Raw genomic sequence first — 17,138 nt, 5'->3', positions numbered from 1 at the left:
ATCCATTTAACGGGGAGCTATTCTAAAATTGCTCCCCAAATTATACTTAGTAGACCACTAATTAACAAAACCGCAATTGAAACTCTGTTTTTTTTCCAATCACCTATAATTCCAGCATAAATCGCTTTCAACAAACCATTACTTCCAGCTGCAATTAAAAATGCTCCTGAAATTAGATGTTCAGATAAATTGGGATATGCACCATTGAGTAAAGATAATATAAAAGGATCAATATCTGTAAATCCGGTTGCAAATGCAAGGATTTTTAGACCAAGTGCTCCAAATTTCTCTGTAATAACCTCAGTCAAAAATAACATGAGGATAAACAAACCAGCAAAAACAATAGCAGTAGCAAACTCTAGTGGATTTTTATCTTTTTCGTTTTCACTATTAACAGAAGGCTCATTATTTTTATTCAAAAAAAAGGCAATCAAAAGTGTGACAATAAAAAAAACAATCAACGGAATCGCTAATATCTTAAGTAAATTGGCACTTAATATACCTACTAAAACCATTAATCTTAAATACATCATTGATGTGGCTGCCACAATCGCTGCTTGTATCGCAGAATTACTAGAAGAAAACTGTTTAGATTGTCGAGCTAAGACTACTGTAGCGGCCGTACTTGAATATACTCCACCAAGTAACCCAGTAATAAATGTACCACTACCTAATAAAAAATAACGTCTTAATAAGTATCCTAAATATGATATTGATGAAATAACAACGACAGCCATCCATATATGAAAGGGGGATGAAGGTAGATAGGTACTGATGGTGTTTTTTGGTAATAGAGGCAGTATTACTGCAGAGAGTAATAGAAATTTAGAAAATAGAATCAATTCATCTTGATCCATCTTTTTTAATATTTGTATTGAAACTGGTTTGGCACCAATGGTAAATATTATTGTTACGAAGACTAAAATAAAAAACCACAGAGGAGTATTAATGCTTAAAGGCCCAAAAGTATAAACTAGCATAGGGATAATTAGTTGCAGTATGCCAAACTGATGAAACTCTAATTTTTGTTTATAAAACAAAAACACAACAGAATTTATAAAAATCATTCCTAGTATAAAAAGCTTATAACTATGATCTAACGAATAAAGAATAAAACCTAGGGAAGAGAGAAGGGTATAGGTTCTCGTTGAACCCATCTTAATATGACTAGATTTATTTAACCAGAACCCTCTGGTTTCTAGGCCTACTAGAAAAGCAAAGAAAAGTGTAAAAACAAACTTGAACCACAGTTGATTAGTAATTTGACTAAAAAACAAATCAAGCATTCAGCAATGCTCCAATCACTTGTTTTGTGGTGCCCGGGGCCGGAATCGAACCGGCACAGCCTTTTCAAGCCGAGGGATTTTAAGTCCCTTGTGTCTACCAATTTCACCACCCGGGCGAATTGACTATATTACTATTTTTTAACTTATTTTAAAAGTAATTTGTCTGTAAAATTTTATATAAAATTGTACTTTTAATTTATTAAATCATTTCTAAATTATTTTATAATAGAAAATTAATTAATATATGTTCTTATAAACGGGGTAAATTATGAAAGGGCAATGGCTTGATATTTCTCAAGATGGTCAATCAAAATTCACAGGTTATTTAAGTTTACCTCCAACTGGTAAAGGGCCTGGAATTCTTCTTATACAGGAAATTTTTGGAGTTAATGAACATATACAGCAAGTAGCTGACCAATATGCTATGGATGGGTATGTGGTCTTTGCGCCAGATGTATTTTGGCGCCAAGAAGAAAAAATCCAATTAGGCTACGATGAGGTTGGTTTCAAAAAAGGTCTAGAACTGTTGGGCAACTGCGATATGGATCTAGCAAAAATGGATTTAGTTAAAGCCGCTGAAGTACTTCGTAAACGTCCAGAGGTTACTGCCAAAATTGCATCTGTAGGTTATTGTATGGGTGGGTTGCTGTCCTTTTTAGTAGGTTGTGAACACGCAGTTGATGCTTCTGTTTGTTACTATCCAGGCGGTATCGATCAGAAAATGGATTTGGCGGATAAAGTTAAAATCCCTCTATTTATACATTTCGCCGAAAAAGATCATTATATTGATGAAAATGCAGTTAAAACTGTAAGCAAAGCTTTTTCGACAAAAGCTGATGCTTGGGTTTTAACTTATCCTAATGTAGATCACGGATTTAATTGCTGGGCTAGAGGTATGTATAACCAGCAAGCAGCCTCTTTGGCTCGTGGTAGAACATTAGAGTTTTTATCTATTTATTTAAATAAATAGCTTTTGCGGTTATATCAATATAGTGGGTAAAAGGAGCTTATAATGATTGTTTATGACTTAAGTTGTCCTTTTACCCATCATTTTGAAGGATGGTATGAGTCTTCTGAAACATTTGAAAAACTCAAAGAGCAGGGCTTAATTGAGTGTCCAATATGTCACTCAAAAGAAATTAAGAGATTGCCATCGGCACCGTTTATTTCAACCTCACCCAGTAAAGTTACATCCACTTCTTCTAGCTCATTATCAGAATCCTCCCAACATACTTTAAATAATATCGCTGCCAAGGGAGATTTCATGGAAATATTGAGACAACAAATAGTTCAGTTAATTAATACAAACACTGAGGATGTTGGGTCTCTTTTTGCTGAAACTGCGAAAAAAATACATTACCAAGAAATCCCAGAAAAAAATATTAGAGGGATTGCTACAGTAGATGAGCTTCAAGAATTACAAGAAGAAGGAATAGAAATATTAATCATAGGCAATACAGATTCTTCTGAAATTCAACACTAAACTTTCCAAGCTAAGCTAGTCATACTTATACTTGACATGTCTATACCTTCACAGACTATCGATAGCTTATCCTTTTCATCACTAGCGCCAAAAGCAACGCATAATGGAAGAAGATGTTCTATAGAAGGATGAGCCCATTTACTAAGATTAGGGTAATCAGCTAATAGATTCACAAAACTATTTTTATCTCGATTAAATAGTTTCTCTTTTAATAATTTATCAAATTCTAAAGCACGTGGATCAGGATTGGTATTGTCACGCCAATTTGCCTCATAAAGGTTATGTACAGTATTCCCACTAGCAACTATTAATATATTCTGATCTCTTAATACAGACAGTTTTTTACCTAATTCATAATGAAATAGTAAGCCTTGACCTCTATTCAATGAAATTTGAATCGTAGGAATTGACGCGTCTGGATAAATATATTTTAAAACTGACCAACTTCCATGATCGATACCCCAATCATAGTCTTTTACACAATGGTCTTGCTTTAAAATATCTACAATTTGTTGCGCTAATAGTGGGTTTCCTTTTACAGGATAATTAATTTCATACAATTCTTTAGGGAATCCAGAAAAATCATGAATAGTTTTTGGGTTTTCCATGGAAGTAACAGACAGATGGGGTGTCATCCAATGGGCAGAAATACATACAATTGAATCAGGTCTAGGGTTATCAGAGACAGCCTTTTGCCATGATTGAGTATACCTATTTGGTTGAAGTGCAAAAATGGGATTTCCATGACCAAAAAAATACACATTATTTTTCAATTTATAACTCCAACAAACAAAAGTACTTGATTTTTTTACAGTACTGTATAAAATAACAGTAAAAGGAGGGCGCTATGAATAAGCAACTTACTGTTCGTCAAAAACAAATATATGATTGGATATATCAATATCTTGAAAACTCAGGTGTTCCTCCGACACGTGCTGAATTATCTCATGCTATGGGTTTTAAATCACCCAACGCAGCTGAAGATCACCTTAAAGCTTTATCGAGAAAAGGGGTCATAGAGCTTATTCCAGGTTCTTCTAGAGGAATACGTATAAAAGAGATTAATTTAGGAATTCCTCTTGTAGGTAGAGTGGCAGCTGGTTACCCCATACTTGCAGTAGAAAATATTGAGCATCATTACCGAATAGATCCCTCCATGTTTACCCCAAAAGCTGACTATTTGCTTAGAGTTAGTGGAATGAGTATGAAGAACATTGGTATTTTAGATCAAGATCTATTAGCAGTTAAACAAACGACTAATGTTAAAAATGGAGATATTGTAGTTGCTCGTTTAGATGATGAAGTTACAGTAAAACGCTTTAAACAAAATAATAATATTGTTGAACTGATTCCTGAAAATGAGGATTTTAAGATTATTCAAGTAGATTTAAAAAAACAGCCATTAAGTATTGAAGGATTGGCTGTAGGAATTATTAGACAAGGTCAATTTTAAAAGGAACAAGCATGTACACAATAACTACAATGTCATATACCTTAGTAAACATATTGAGTAAATTATTTAATATTCTATTTAATCCAAACATAGATGATTGTTTTTTAGACAACAAAAACTCAACTCATACAACCCCATTAATAACGGGTTCAATAAGTGATTTACAAGTAAAAATGGCTCTCCAAGACCTTTGTATTGAAAATAATCTCAAGAAAAACTGGGTGATTCTTGTAGTTAAAGAAAATCAACAAAATAAAGTAAATGATTTTCTCAAACAATTTAAGTTAACCAAACATTTAGTGGTTACTATTAAATCCAACGAGGCGAAAAAATGGGCTATACAACAAGCACTTCAAAGTAATAATTGTATTGCAGTTGTGGTTTTTGATAAAAAGTATGATAACTACTTCTATACAGAAACTGCGTCATCATACAACAAACCATTATTTGTATTAGATGATCATACAGTTGATAATCAAGATAATTGTTTTATGAAAGCTGCTTAATTTATTTAACTTTTTAATTCTGAAAAGCCCTCATTGTTAATCATTGAGGGCTTTTTTGTTTGGTAAACACTTATTTTATTGTTTCAACTTGGATTAAAGTGATGTTTTTATCCATTGAATCATTATTTATTGGTTTAGGTTTCCTAATTGGTCGACGTATTTCAGTTGTTGATATAGTTGTTACATCTATTGCTGTATTGGGTTTGGTCTCAACTAATATAAGCCCTGATTCTGGACTAATAGAAAAAGACCTAGTCCCCACATTTAAATCTAAATTGTTTTTATCAATAGATTCTATAATATGCGTTTCTTTAATTACAGGTTCATTCAGTTGACCATTATTAATATCACTATTTACTTTCTCTTTAGAATCAACATCTAACTTTTCAGAAGAAATAGTAGGTGTATTAACTGCTGAAACTAAAGAATCGTTTGGGAGCTGTTCTATTTCATTAACCAATATCGACTCATTTACGTGACTAATCTCATTTTGAGCATCTAATGATATAGCCTCCTGTTCTTCGCCACGGTCAAACATAGGGGCAATCGCGCCATTAAAACGCCTGTTATTACCCTGTCTATCTCTTCTATTTCCTCTTCTATTTCTTCTTGGTTTAGCAGTTGTATTTTCTTTTACATCTGTTGTATTGTTCTCAACCTCAGTTTGTTTTATTTCCACAACTGAACTAATCACTTCATCCTCAACTTGTGTTGGACGTCTTCTACTGTTGGGTTGATGTTTATTTAAAGCGGGCGCATTTTCTGCTTGCTGAGTAGGTCGACGAGGTTTGTTTGTATTGTCTTTTATCTCTCCGTCTTCTTTAACAGCATTACGATCATAATTTGATTTATTACGATTATTTCTTCTACGTCGATCATTCTGACGGTATTCACCCTGTCTATCTTTTGAAAATTTTCTAACTGGCTCGGTAGGTTCTTCAATTTTATCTTTTTTGAACCAACTAATGATTGTTGCAAAGAATGAACTTTTCTTCTCCTCGTTATTTTTAGGTTCCACTTTTGTTTCTGCGGGAGCAGGTTGTGTTGGTGTCACACCTTTTACAGCAGCCTCAGTTCTAATACCCTTGTTACTAGCTTGTGTGTTTAGTTTTGAATCTTGTTCTGGCTCTGGAGCCTCTGCCAACTGATAGCTTGGTTCCGATAAATCCATTTGATTTGCTTCATCATGCCTAATTCTAACCACATTGTAATTTGGTGTTTCTAAATGTGTATTTGGAATTAAAACAACATGTACTTTTAATCTGGATTCAATGGAGTACACGTCCGCACGTTTCTCATTTAAAAGAAAGGTTGCAACATCAACTGGAACTTGAGCGCGAATAATAGCAGTATTATCCTTCATCGCTTCTTCTTGAAGGATACGGAGAATGTGCAAGGCAGAAGATTCCGTATCTCTTATGAAGCCAGTACCATGACATCTTGGACACGTTGTGTGACTACTTTCACCCAGTGACGGTTGCAGCCTTTGTCTTGACAGTTCCAACAGCCCGAAACGTGAAATTTTACCTGTTTGTACTCTTGCACGATCATAACGTAATGCTTCTCTGAGGCGGTTTTCAACTTCTCGTTGATTACGGGTATTCTCCATATCAATGAAGTCAATAACAATTAAGCCGCCCAAATCTCGTAATCTTAACTGCCTTGCAATTTCATCAGCTGCTTCTAAATTTGTATTAAAAGCAGTGGTCTCTATATCTCCACCTCGAGTTGAACGGGCAGAGTTAACATCAATCGAAACTAATGCTTCAGTGTGATCAATGACAATAGCACCTCCAGAAGGAAGATTTACATCACGTCGATATGCAGTTTCAATTTGATGTTCTATTTGAAATCTTGAAAATAAAGGGACATCATCTTTGTAGAGTTTGACCTTATTTACGTTGGAGGGCATGACATGCCCCATAAACTGCTTAGCCTGTTCATAAATACTTTCAGTATCTATCAAAATTTCGCCAATATCCGGCTGGAAAAGATCTCTTATGGCTCTGATTACAAGACTGCCCTCTTGATAAATCAAAAAAGCACCCTTTTGCGAATTAGAAGCAGACTCAATTGCAGTCCATAAATGGAGTAAGTAGTTCAAATCCCATTGTAATTCTTCAACAGATCTACCAATACCCGCAGTTCTTGCAATTAATGACATACCCGCTGGGATGTCTAATTGATTTAATACATCCTTCAACTCGGCTCTTTCATCACCTTCAACGCGTCTTGAAACCCCACCACCTTTGGGATTATTAGGCATTAATACAAGGTAACGTCCGGCAAGACTAATATAAGATGTTAGCGCAGCTCCTTTATTACCACGCTCATCTTTATCAACTTGAACTATTAACTCTTGACCTTCTTTAAGTGAAGAAGCAATTTTACTTCTTGAAAAATCACCGTCTTCATTTTGTAAGTAGCTACGAGCAATTTCTTTGAAAGGTAAAAAACCATGGCGTTCCGCACCATAGTCAACAAATACAGCTTCTAAGGAAGGCTCGATTCGTGTGATAACTGCTTTATAGATATTACTTTTGCGCTGTTCTCTTCCAGCATGTTCGATATCTAAATCGATCAGTTTTTGACCATCAACAATTGCTACCCTCAATTCTTCCGAATGGGTAGCGTTAAATAACATTCTTTTCATATCAACTCCCGCGCGCAAGGCAAGGGGAGGACAATATCCAAACAATCTCTCAAGCCACTCTATTGGTTAGCTTGTGTATCCCTGTAAAGTGAGTAAATTAAATGATGTCATGAATTATTGTCTTTATTTTTTATCCCCCGAACAACCGAGGGACTAAATTCTCAATTTTGCTTGCACGCTTTTAAATCCAATCACTACTTATGGGTGAGTGAGATTAACCTTAATAATTTATTTGTATTCAAATGATTTACCAATGATAATGACGTTCTTATCATTTTTTTTATTTTAGAAATCATCCAATTATTTAGTAATCAAACTATCTTCATAAGACTGTTTGATAACAATAAGTTGTATTATAAGTTAAATGCACGCCTTAAGCAAAAAATCGGTAGAAATCAAAATAGCTGACGAGTCAGTAGAGGGTCAGAGGGTAGATAATTTTTTGTTAAATTATCTAAAAGGCGTTCCCAAAAGTCATATCTACAGAATTATTAGAAGCGGTGAGGTACGCGTAAACTCAAAAAGAGTTAACCAAACTTATCGTCTTGAATTGAATGATCAAGTTCGTATTCCACCTATATCATCAAAAGAAAAAACAGTTAATAAACATAATATTAAAACTAATATCTCATCTAAAATATCAATAGTATATGAGGACGAATTTACTTTAGTTGTGGATAAGCCCTCAGGTCTTGCCGTACATGGTGGTAGTGGTATTAGTATGGGATTAATAGAGTCATTACGTATAGATAAACCTGACTATAAATTCTTAGAGTTAGTGCACCGCCTAGATAGAGATACCTCAGGTTTATTAATAATAGCTAAAAAACGATCTTTTTTAACAAAGATGCATGAGATTATTCGCGCAGGAAAAATAACAAAAAAGTATATAACTTTTGTAAAAGGCTTCACAAAAAACCAACAAACTATAAAGTTAGCACTTCTTAAAACTGAAAATAGCCATGGCGAGCGACAAGTTAAGGTTAACAAAGATGGGCAGCAAGCTATTACTAAGATTGAAACTATTTCGCATTATAATGAGGGTAGTTTATTAAAAGTTAATCTTATAACCGGTAGAACTCACCAAATACGTGTTCACTTATCTCACATTGGCCATCCGTTAGCAGGGGATGATAAATATGGTGATTTCTCATGGAATAGAGAAATGCATCAACGTTTTTCTTTAAAACGTTTATTTCTTCATGCGGCTTTACTGGAGTTTATTCACCCTATTACCAATGAAAAAGTAACACTTGATGCACCACTGCCAAAAGAATTAACTCAATTTTTACAGCAACTTACCGTATTATCTTAATGAAGAATATTAAACTTATAGTTTTCGATTGGGATGGAACCCTATTGGATTCAACGTATTTAATTGCCTCAAGCATACAACAAACTTGTAAGGATCTATCATTACCTATACCAACTGACGAGCAGGCTAAATTTGTTATAGGTATGGGATTAATGGAGTCGATTAATCATATCGTCCCTGATCTTAGTAAGCATCAATTACCTAACTTTATAGAGATTTTCCGCTCTCATTATCTACCAAACGAATCCAAACTAACCTTGTTTTCAGGTGTTAGGGAGTTATTAGATCAACTCAATCTAAATAATAAAATTCTTGCAGTAGCCACGGGTAAACCAAGGCAAGGTTTAGATAGGTCAATAAAACACAACCAACTTGAAGGAGTGTTTGCTATCTCCAGATGCGCCGATGAGTCTCGTGCCAAACCTCATCCAGAAATGCTTGAGTATCTCATGGATAGAGTGGGGGTTTATCCCCATGAAACACTCATGATTGGTGACACTACCCATGATTTAGCAATGGCTCGCCATGCAAAAACCCATGCTGTAGCCGTGTCCTATGGTGCTCACTCAGAGCTACTGCTTAACACAGAACCTCATCTTTTTATGGCAAAATCCATAAAAGACTTATCCCTTTGGTTTAATGACTATTATTAGCCATTACGGGTATGACACTCGCACCATCAAAAACTGAATCCGATGGATTTTGTACTACTAAGTCTCCCTGATGTATGCCAGATACGATTTCAAGTTGGGTGCCAAAGTCATTCCCCACTTTAACTGGTATCAAATGAATATGTTGAGACTTATCTACAACTGCCAACTGTTGACCTTTAGCGTTAACTATTAAAGCACTGGAACTCACTAACAGGGCAGGATGATCTATATGTACCTCGATATGCGCTTCAACATATCCTCCTGTAGGTAACTCATGATTTGCGTTAGGTACTTGAATTTCTGTAAGCAAGGTTTTGGATGCTTCATCAAGAGCGCCAGCATTGCGTACAATTTTTCCTATAAAACTCTTATTAGGTTGCTCAGGCAAGCTAATTTTGACATCAGCACCATCGTGGATAAATGATGCTTGGTTTTGCGGTACGGTTATAAAAAGCCTTAAAGGATCAGTAGCCGATAGTTTAAACAGCCAGCCATTACTATTTGAAGTCACCGGAGAAACCAGCTGTCCTTTTTCCACATTTCTGAATGTAATTATTCCAGAAAATGGCGCACGCACTCTTTCAAATGCTTGTAACTCTTCCAAACGTTTGACATCAGCTAGATCAGCACTAACCTCCGCCTCCCTGGCTAATTTTGTAGCAAGTTGTTCGTCAACCAGTTGTTTTGATACATATTGCTTATCCAGCAGTTGAAAGTAACGATTATATGTAGTTGTAGCAATTTGTAAGTTGGCTTTGGCTGCGGCTAATGTGGCTTTAGCATGGGCTAATTGTTGATCAACATCTGGACTATCGACGATGGCTAACAAATCTCCTTCTTTTACCTTAGCACCAATATCTACCAACCAATTAGTCACATAACCTGTTGATTGTGAATAAATTGTTGTTTCTCTTAAGGGTTGCAGCGTACCTGGTAACACCATTTCTTGCTGAGGATTTTCTTCCTTAGCAGCAGCCACAAGCACAGAGGGGGAAGGAGCCACTTTAGGTCTTGGGGCGGCATGCAACAAACCAAATCGATTGACTAAACCAACAACAATCAATACTAGAAAAATACTAGCAATTATTAAAATCGGTTTACTGGCTTTAAAAAGACGATTAAATAAACGAATTAAGAAATGATTAACCATAAAATAGTCCTTAAATTGCCTCATGATGCATAGTTGCATCATTAAACTGATAACCACGCTTGATCATTAGTGATTTCAACCAAGCAAATACAACAGGTACAAAAATTAGAGTAGAAATAGTAGCTAGTATTAAACCACCTATCACAGCACGTCCTAAAGGTGCGTTTTGTTCACCTCCTTCACCTAGTCCCAAAGCCATTGGAATCATACCAATTAGCATAGCTGATGCTGTCATAACCACCGGTCTTAATCGAGTAAATCCTGCCTCTAATGCAGCCTGGAATGGAGTAATTCCAGTGCGTAATCGGTCGTTAGCAAATGTCACAACAAGAATACTATTTGCAGTAGCCACACCAAGACTCATAATTGCCCCCATTAAAGCTGGAACACTAAATGGGGTATTCGTGGTATACAAAATCCAAATAACACCGCAAATTGCGCCAGGTAGTGCTGTAATAATAATAAAAGGGTCAGTCCATGACTGAAAATTAACCACCATTAGAAAATAGACAACCAGTGCAGCAACAATAATACCTATGCCTAGTCGAACATAGGATTGACTCATACTCTCCACCTGACCACGCATAACCAAACGAGTCCCTGGTGGCAATGTTGGAGAAATTTGTTGAATAATTGTTGAAATTTTACTTGATACACTACCTAAATCTTGATCCTCCACATTAGCGTAAATATCAAATACAGGTTGAATATCATAATGACTTACAACTAAAGGAGATTGGGAACGTTTAAATGTTGCTACGTTTGCCAAGGGTTCATATTGCGCGTTACCTTTACCAGGCAAATTAATAGCCATTAACTGATTCAATGTTGAAATTTTAGCTTGAGGCGTTTGAATGGCTATAGGATAACCAACACCAGAACGAGGATCAGGCCACAGATTGTAACTTATAGTGGAACTTGAACTAAGCCCAATTAATACATTGTTAGCCACATCGTGTTCCGTCATCCCTAAATCAGCCGCACGATTTCGATCAACATCTAAGTTAATCTGTGGAGCGTTACTAACTTGGAAACGATGTACGTCTACAGCTCCAGGTATTAAAGCAATCTGTCGTTGTAAATCATCAGCAATTGCTGGAATCTTTGGATTAAACCCTGCAATTTGAACATCTATTGGGGCGGGTATACCAAAGTTTAAAATTTGACTGACAATGTCTGCTGGCTGAAAAAAGAAAGTAATACCAGGAAAAAGTCTAGGTAGCTCTTGTCTTAATGTCCTCACATAATCTGGAGTAGCTGTCTTATGGTCCGATTTGAGAGAGATTAAGATCTCTCCATCATTAGAACTGATAGTAGGGGTATCCGTAAACGCTAAATTGACTGATTGTGGGATACCAATATTATCTAAAATTAAATTCAAATCATGAGGAGAAATTATTTCTTTAATTTTTCTCTCAACATTAGCATAGACCTGCTCTGTCTCTTCAAGCCTCAATCCTGCTGGTGCATTGACATGCATACGAATTTGTCCAGCATCAACAACTGGAAAAAAATCTCTACCAATAAAGGGCAGTAGAATAACTGTACAAGTAACAATAAAAGCACTTGTTACCAAAACATTTTTCTTGTGATTTAAACATAACTCAAGAACTCCTATATATTTTTGTCTAAACGCCTCAAAGTTTTTTTCAAAAATTTGATGGATGGTTGAACCATGCGGTCCGTGCAGTTCGTTTGGCAATAAATACTTAACCATAACAGGAACTAGCGTTCTTGATAGTACCCATGAGGCCATCATAGCGTAAACCACTGCTAGAGCTAACGGAGTAAATAGGTATCTTGGTGGGCCATTTAAGAAAACCACGGATACAAATACAACGCAAATTGACAGAGTAGAAACAAAAGTAGGAACAAAAATTTGAGAGGCACCTAGTAATATTGTTTCTTCAATAGGTAACCCTAATTGTGCGTTACGGTGAATATTTTCAATTTCTACTGTTGCATCATCAACTAATATTCCTACCGCAAGCGCCAAGCCGCCAAGCGTCATAATATTCAGCGTTTCTCCGGTAAGATACAAGATAATCAATGAGGATAAAATTGATAAGGGTATTGATATAACTACAATAAATGTACTGCGAAGACTACCTAAAAATAATAAAATCATCCCAGCTGTTAATAATGCAGCAGTCAACCCTTCAACCAATACGCCTTTTATAGCTGCTTTTACAAAAATGGATTGATCAAATAGCTCTTCTATATGAATATCGGGATATTGTTTTTTTAAACCAGGAATGAGCTCTTTAATACCATTGACTACATCTAATGTAGAAGCTTGACCCGTTTTTAAAATGGTAAGAAGTGCGCCTCGCTCCCCATTTGTTCTAACAATATTAGTCTGTACCCCGAAACCATCTCTAACATGAGCTACATCTCTTACATAAACCCAATTACCGTTAACCTTTTTAATGGGTAAATTATTCATGGAATCTATGTTATTGGGGTTCATGTTCATCGCCACCACATAGTCCGTTGAACCAATCTTAGCGTCACCAGTAGGGAGACTAAGGTTTTGATTTGTAAATGTATTATTTATGTCGTTGGCAGTAATCCCTTTTGCCATCATGGCTGCTGGGTCTAAATCGACTTGGATTTGTCTGGGCTTACCACCATAGGGTAGGGGTAGACGAGTTCCTTTTACAGGAGCAATTGCTGTACGAACTCGATAAATACCAAAGTCATACAGTTGTGATTCATTTAATTTACTACTTGATAAAGCAAGTTGTAAAACAGGAACACTGGACGCTTCATATCTTAAGATAAGTGGCGGAACAGTTCCTTGAGGCATTCGTCTAATAATAGTTTGTGAAATAGAAACAACCTGTGCAACTGCTTCTGCAATTTTGACATTCGGTTGAAAAAAGATCTTTATTGAGTTGACACCATTTAATGTTTGCGACTCTATCGCGCGGACGTCATTGACACCGGCTGAAAGAGAATACTCACTAAAAGTAGTGATGTATTTCTCCATTTGCTTAGGAGGCAAGCCGCTGTATGTCCATATCACACTGACCACAGGTATATCTATATTGGGAAAGATATCTGTTGGAGTGTTTTTTATTGACGTTGTACCTAAAAATACAATTAGGATTGCAAGTACAATAAACGTGTAGGGGCGTCTTAACGCAAGTCTAACTATCCACATAATTCACATCTAATTAGAAACCTTACTATCTTATCATTGAGATAGAAATAGATAAATAGCTGGTTTTTTTTCAAGAACTTTCTCATCTTGACGCCATTCCCTTACCGTTTTGGTTTTTATGAATTGATTTTCAGCTGTTAAATCTAATGCTACTGTAAGTAACGTATCCTGTTGTAGATGATTAATTAATGCTACAAATAATTGCTGGTTGCGGTAGGGTGTTTCAATACAAATTTGAGTTTCATTATTTTGTTTCGATCGTTTTTCTAGGCTTTTAATCTGCTGAATACGTTCAATTTCCTTAATAGCTAAGTATCCATTGAAGGAAAAACGTTGACCATTTAACCCGCTTGCCATCAATGCTAAAAGTATAGAAGAAGGACCGATTAGGGGTACTACCTCGATTCCTTTTTTATGTGCTATGGCTACTAATTTAGCACCAGGGTCAGCAATAGCAGGGCAGCCTGCATCAGACATCAGCGCAATTGATTGGTTATCCTTTTCAATGGGTTTTAACAACTCTTCTAGCACACGGTTTTCAGTTTCAGCGTTAATTTCATTGATTACTAGAGTAGAAAGAGGTCTTTCAATTGCAAAGTGTTTGAGATGCTTTCTTGCAACTTTAGCGTTTTCTACAACAAAAAAATTAATATGGTTAAGTTTACTTAGTGTGGTTATTGTATGCGTACATATCATTTCTTCTTCAGTAATGGGTACGGGTATTAAGTATAGTTGAGCTTTTTTTTCCATTTTATTCAGATAGATATCTATTAATTAATTTAAATCAATAAAGCTGTATTGCGCCGCACCAATTTTTTCCCTTTAACTCAACTACAAATCATAAGAAAAACTTGTAATAAATATAAGTTTTTTACTTATTTTTTCTAACCATTTATGTAACAATCAAAAAACAATAATAAAAACATTCGTCAACTTGGAGGAGGTACCAATATGTTAGAAACTCTTACAGCAATTGTTTTTATCAGTGCAATCATTTTTGTCGCAATGACAGGTAAACGTAGTGATGAGGATGATTCTGATCAAACTAGCACAACAACCACAGAAGTGAAAAAATAATTAAAACAGAGGATAACCACATAACTGCAAGTATTCCGCGGTTTTAATTAATGGTAAGCCAATAAGAGCGCTTGGATCATCACTTTTAACCCATTCAACTAGTGCGATACCAAGTGACTCAATTTTTCCACTCCCGGCACAGTCAAATGGCTTATCCTTATTTAAATAACTACTAATTATTTGTTCAGTAAGTTTTTTATATTTCACGCGCGTTTCAACAACACAATTATATTGTCGATTATTGTCAATGTGGACAACTGACAAGCCTGTATAAAAAATCATTTCATGATTACTCGCGTTTCTTAATTGTTCCATAGCCTTATCATAGGTTAGGGGTTTGTTAACAATATGTCCGTTTAGATCAGCACATTGATCCGATCCAATAACAATTGCAGATGGATTCAACTTAGCAATACTTAATGCTTTTTCTATCGAAAGACGTTGAGCAATCATTTGTGGTGATTCATTTTTTCTGGGTGTTTCATCAATTTCAGGAGAAAGCGTGGTAAACGATATTTGCAACCGCTCTAATAGTTGACGTCGATACTGCGAAGAGGATGCAAGAATTACGTTCATAATTTACCTTTAAATATCTCTAAAATAGTTACCTAAGCCTTTGACAATATGGGATTCTTTGGCTAAAATGGAGGGCTTATGTTTGTTGATTTAACTTTTGATCCTTTACGTTTTACCTCGCTTAAACAAGAGCATAGAGGTAGTTGCTTGCCTGAAGATTTGCTTGGTCTCGCAGAGTATCTCTACAGCAACAGTGGTGTTGTAGATTATACGGTAAAAGGTTTTGTTAACGAAAACAATATGCCTGTAATAGAGGTTGCTGTTAATGCCCAATTGGATTTGGTTTGTCAGCGATGCTTGGGCGGTTTGCAATCAAATGTTTCTTCTAAAACAAGGTTAATATTAGTTAAAGATGAAAGTAATCTTCCGGAAGTGGAAGACGAGATTGAGGGTGAGGATGTAATTGTTACTCCACAATCAATGTCTTTAATACATTTGGTTGAAGAAGAGGTGTTGCTGGCTTTGCCAATAACATCTGTACATGATTCGGAACAGTGTCATCGTTCTGATTTAAATTTAGATAGTGCTAACAAAGCTAGTCCTTTTCAGGTTTTAAAAAACTTGAAAAGTTAGTTTATTTTTTAGGAGTTTTAATTATGGCCGTTCAACAGAATAAAAAATCACCATCAAAGCGTGGTATGCACCGTGCTCATGATTTTTTAACCAGTCCATCACTTGCTACTGAGCCTACAACTGGTGAGGTTCATTTGCGTCACCATATCAGCCCTAATGGGTTTTATCGCGGTAAAAAAGTTGTTAAAACTAAAAATCAATAATTTATCAGTCCTAATTGATTGATTTATGACCGTTACGGTTGCAGTTGATGCAATGGGTGGGGACGTTGGTGTTGAAGTTACCGTCCCTGCTGCATTGGAGCTTTTGGATATTGATCCTGATGTTAATCTAATTTTGGTTGGAGATCGGGATGTTATTCTTAACAAACTTAAGCAATTACGCTTTCATTCAAGTCCCCGCTTAACTGTTCAGCATGCTTCAGAGGTTGTAAGCATGGATGAGCCTCCGGCATTAGCTTTAAAAAAGAAAAAAGACTCTTCTATGCGTGTTGCTATTAATCTTGTCAAAGATGGGGTTGCGCATGCCTGTGTTAGTGCCGGAAATACTGGTGCCCTTATGGCAACCGCTCGCTTTGTTTTAAAGATGATGCCAGGTATTGAACGTCCTGCTATTGCTACTAAAATGCCTGCAATAAATGGCCATGTATACGTATTAGACCTAGGCGCTAACGTGGATTGTGGTGCCGAACATTTACAGCAATTTGGTATTATGGGATCGACCCTTTGTGCAGCAATAGATGGTATAGACAAGCCAACAGTTGGTTTGTTAAATATTGGGCATGAAGCAATAAAAGGTGGTGAAGTAATCAAACAAGCTTCACAACTGTTGGCCTCTTCACCTATTAATTTTTATGGCAATGTTGAAGGTGACGATATCTACCGAGGTACAGTAAACGTAGTTGTATGTGATGGGTTTGTCGGTAACATTGTTTTAAAAACTTCAGAAGGTTTAGCTTGGATGCTAAGCCAGATGATTAAAAATGAATTCAAAAAAAATCTATTTACAAAAATAGCTGCATTGGTTGCTATGCCTGTATTAAAAAGTTTCAGAAAAAAAGTGGATCATAGACAATATAACGGTGCCAGTTTATTGGGTCTCAAAGGTCTTGTAATCAAAAGCCATGGTGGTGCTGACTCGTATGCCTTTAGACATGCTATACAATATGCCATATCTGAATACAGAAATAATGTGGTTAGTCGTATAGAATCAACAATAGCAAAAATTAATATCACTGAATAAGTTCA

Annotated in this window: 17 protein-coding genes and 1 tRNA gene; 10 read left to right on the top strand and 8 right to left on the bottom strand. The window is 35.9% G+C overall.

The annotated features are described in order from the left end of the window. Positions 1-17: 17 nt before the first annotated feature. Together FV185_RS03785 and FV185_RS03780 are read right to left on the bottom strand one after the other, a co-directional pair. The gene (locus FV185_RS03785) at positions 18-1,286 is read right to left on the bottom strand and encodes an MgtC/SapB family protein (protein WP_067493684.1); all 1,269 of its coding nucleotides are present in this window, start codon (positions 1,284-1,286) and stop codon (positions 18-20) included. A gap of 27 nt (positions 1,287-1,313) precedes the next feature. Beyond that, a tRNA-Leu gene (locus tag FV185_RS03780) sits at positions 1,314-1,402 on the bottom strand. A gap of 152 nt (positions 1,403-1,554) precedes the next feature. Between FV185_RS03780 and FV185_RS03775 the strand changes: the two genes are divergently transcribed. After that, positions 1,555-2,256: a dienelactone hydrolase family protein gene (locus FV185_RS03775; protein WP_067493682.1), complete on the top strand. Its 702-nt coding sequence runs from the start codon at positions 1,555-1,557 to the stop codon at positions 2,254-2,256. 42 nt (positions 2,257-2,298) lie between these two features. Continuing rightward, a complete protein-coding gene (locus FV185_RS03770; RefSeq protein ID WP_067493680.1) occupies positions 2,299-2,769 on the top strand; it encodes a DUF1178 family protein in 471 nt (156 codons plus the stop codon). Here FV185_RS03770 and ygiD read toward each other — a convergent pair. Beyond that, complete coding sequence (gene ygiD, locus FV185_RS03765) at positions 2,766-3,542, bottom strand: 4,5-DOPA dioxygenase extradiol (RefSeq protein ID WP_067493678.1); 777 nt, start codon at positions 3,540-3,542, stop codon at positions 2,766-2,768. The genes FV185_RS03770 and ygiD overlap by 4 nt on opposite strands. 74 nt (positions 3,543-3,616) lie before the next feature. Between ygiD and lexA the strand changes: the two genes are divergently transcribed. Together lexA and FV185_RS03755 are read left to right on the top strand one after the other, a co-directional pair. Next, on the top strand, positions 3,617-4,222 hold the full coding sequence (gene lexA, locus FV185_RS03760; protein ID WP_067493677.1) for a transcriptional repressor LexA: 606 nt from the start codon (positions 3,617-3,619) through the stop codon (positions 4,220-4,222). A gap of 11 nt (positions 4,223-4,233) precedes the next feature. Continuing rightward, positions 4,234-4,728 (top strand): hypothetical protein, encoded by a 495-nt coding sequence (locus tag FV185_RS03755; protein ID WP_156474166.1) that lies wholly within the window; start codon positions 4,234-4,236, stop codon positions 4,726-4,728. Between the two features lie 70 nt (positions 4,729-4,798). Here FV185_RS03755 and FV185_RS03750 read toward each other — a convergent pair whose 3' ends face one another. Beyond that, positions 4,799-7,381: an Rne/Rng family ribonuclease gene (locus FV185_RS03750; protein ID WP_067493673.1), complete on the bottom strand. Its 2,583-nt coding sequence runs from the start codon at positions 7,379-7,381 to the stop codon at positions 4,799-4,801. 364 nt (positions 7,382-7,745) lie between these two features. On the opposite strand from FV185_RS03750, the gene FV185_RS03745 reads away from it, so the two are divergent. Continuing rightward, positions 7,746-8,696: an RluA family pseudouridine synthase gene (locus FV185_RS03745; protein WP_067493671.1), complete on the top strand. Its 951-nt coding sequence runs from the start codon at positions 7,746-7,748 to the stop codon at positions 8,694-8,696. Then, entirely contained in the window at positions 8,696-9,349 is a 654-nt protein-coding gene (locus FV185_RS03740; RefSeq protein ID WP_067493669.1) for an HAD-IA family hydrolase, read from the top strand. The genes FV185_RS03745 and FV185_RS03740 overlap by 1 nt, the downstream gene beginning before the upstream one ends. Here the strand turns inward: FV185_RS03740 and FV185_RS03735 are convergent. From FV185_RS03735 to FV185_RS03725, 3 genes are read right to left on the bottom strand one after another with little or no spacing between them, the layout of a single operon-like run. Then, a complete protein-coding gene (locus tag FV185_RS03735) occupies positions 9,333-10,499 on the bottom strand; it encodes an efflux RND transporter periplasmic adaptor subunit (protein ID WP_197457739.1) in 1,167 nt (388 codons plus the stop codon). The genes FV185_RS03740 and FV185_RS03735 overlap by 17 nt on opposite strands. Positions 10,500-10,509: 10 nt before the next feature. Further along, positions 10,510-13,665 carry an efflux RND transporter permease subunit gene (locus FV185_RS03730; RefSeq protein ID WP_082787011.1) on the bottom strand — a complete coding sequence of 1,052 codons (3,156 nt, stop codon included), beginning with the start codon at positions 13,663-13,665 and terminating at the stop codon, positions 10,510-10,512. Between the two features lie 33 nt (positions 13,666-13,698). Beyond that, complete coding sequence (locus FV185_RS03725) at positions 13,699-14,415, bottom strand: SAM-dependent methyltransferase (protein WP_067493665.1); 717 nt, start codon at positions 14,413-14,415, stop codon at positions 13,699-13,701. A gap of 201 nt (positions 14,416-14,616) precedes the next feature. On the opposite strand from FV185_RS03725, the gene FV185_RS09780 reads away from it, so the two are divergent. Next, a complete protein-coding gene (locus FV185_RS09780; protein WP_269446642.1) occupies positions 14,617-14,742 on the top strand; it encodes a hypothetical protein in 126 nt (41 codons plus the stop codon). Here FV185_RS09780 and FV185_RS03720 read toward each other — a convergent pair whose 3' ends face one another. After that, a complete protein-coding gene (locus FV185_RS03720) occupies positions 14,743-15,318 on the bottom strand; it encodes a Maf family protein (RefSeq protein WP_067493663.1) in 576 nt (191 codons plus the stop codon). A gap of 78 nt (positions 15,319-15,396) precedes the next feature. On the opposite strand from FV185_RS03720, the gene FV185_RS03715 reads away from it, so the two are divergent. From FV185_RS03715 to plsX, 3 genes are read left to right on the top strand one after another with little or no spacing between them, the layout of a single operon-like run. After that, positions 15,397-15,891 carry a YceD family protein gene (locus FV185_RS03715; RefSeq protein WP_067493661.1) on the top strand — a complete coding sequence of 165 codons (495 nt, stop codon included), beginning with the start codon at positions 15,397-15,399 and terminating at the stop codon, positions 15,889-15,891. Positions 15,892-15,914: 23 nt separating this feature from the next. Next, entirely contained in the window at positions 15,915-16,094 is a 180-nt protein-coding gene (gene rpmF / locus FV185_RS03710; RefSeq protein WP_067493660.1) for a 50S ribosomal protein L32, read from the top strand. A 25-nt stretch (positions 16,095-16,119) separates the two neighbouring features. Then, entirely contained in the window at positions 16,120-17,133 is a 1,014-nt protein-coding gene (gene plsX, locus FV185_RS03705) for a phosphate acyltransferase PlsX (protein WP_067493658.1), read from the top strand. The last annotated feature ends 5 nt before the right edge of the window (positions 17,134-17,138 follow it).

It is taken from the genome of Ferrovum sp. PN-J185 (genome assembly GCF_001581925.1).
Classification (GTDB): Bacteria; Pseudomonadota; Gammaproteobacteria; order Burkholderiales; family Ferrovaceae; genus PN-J185.
This window is presented reverse-complemented; position numbering and strand designations above follow the sequence as displayed.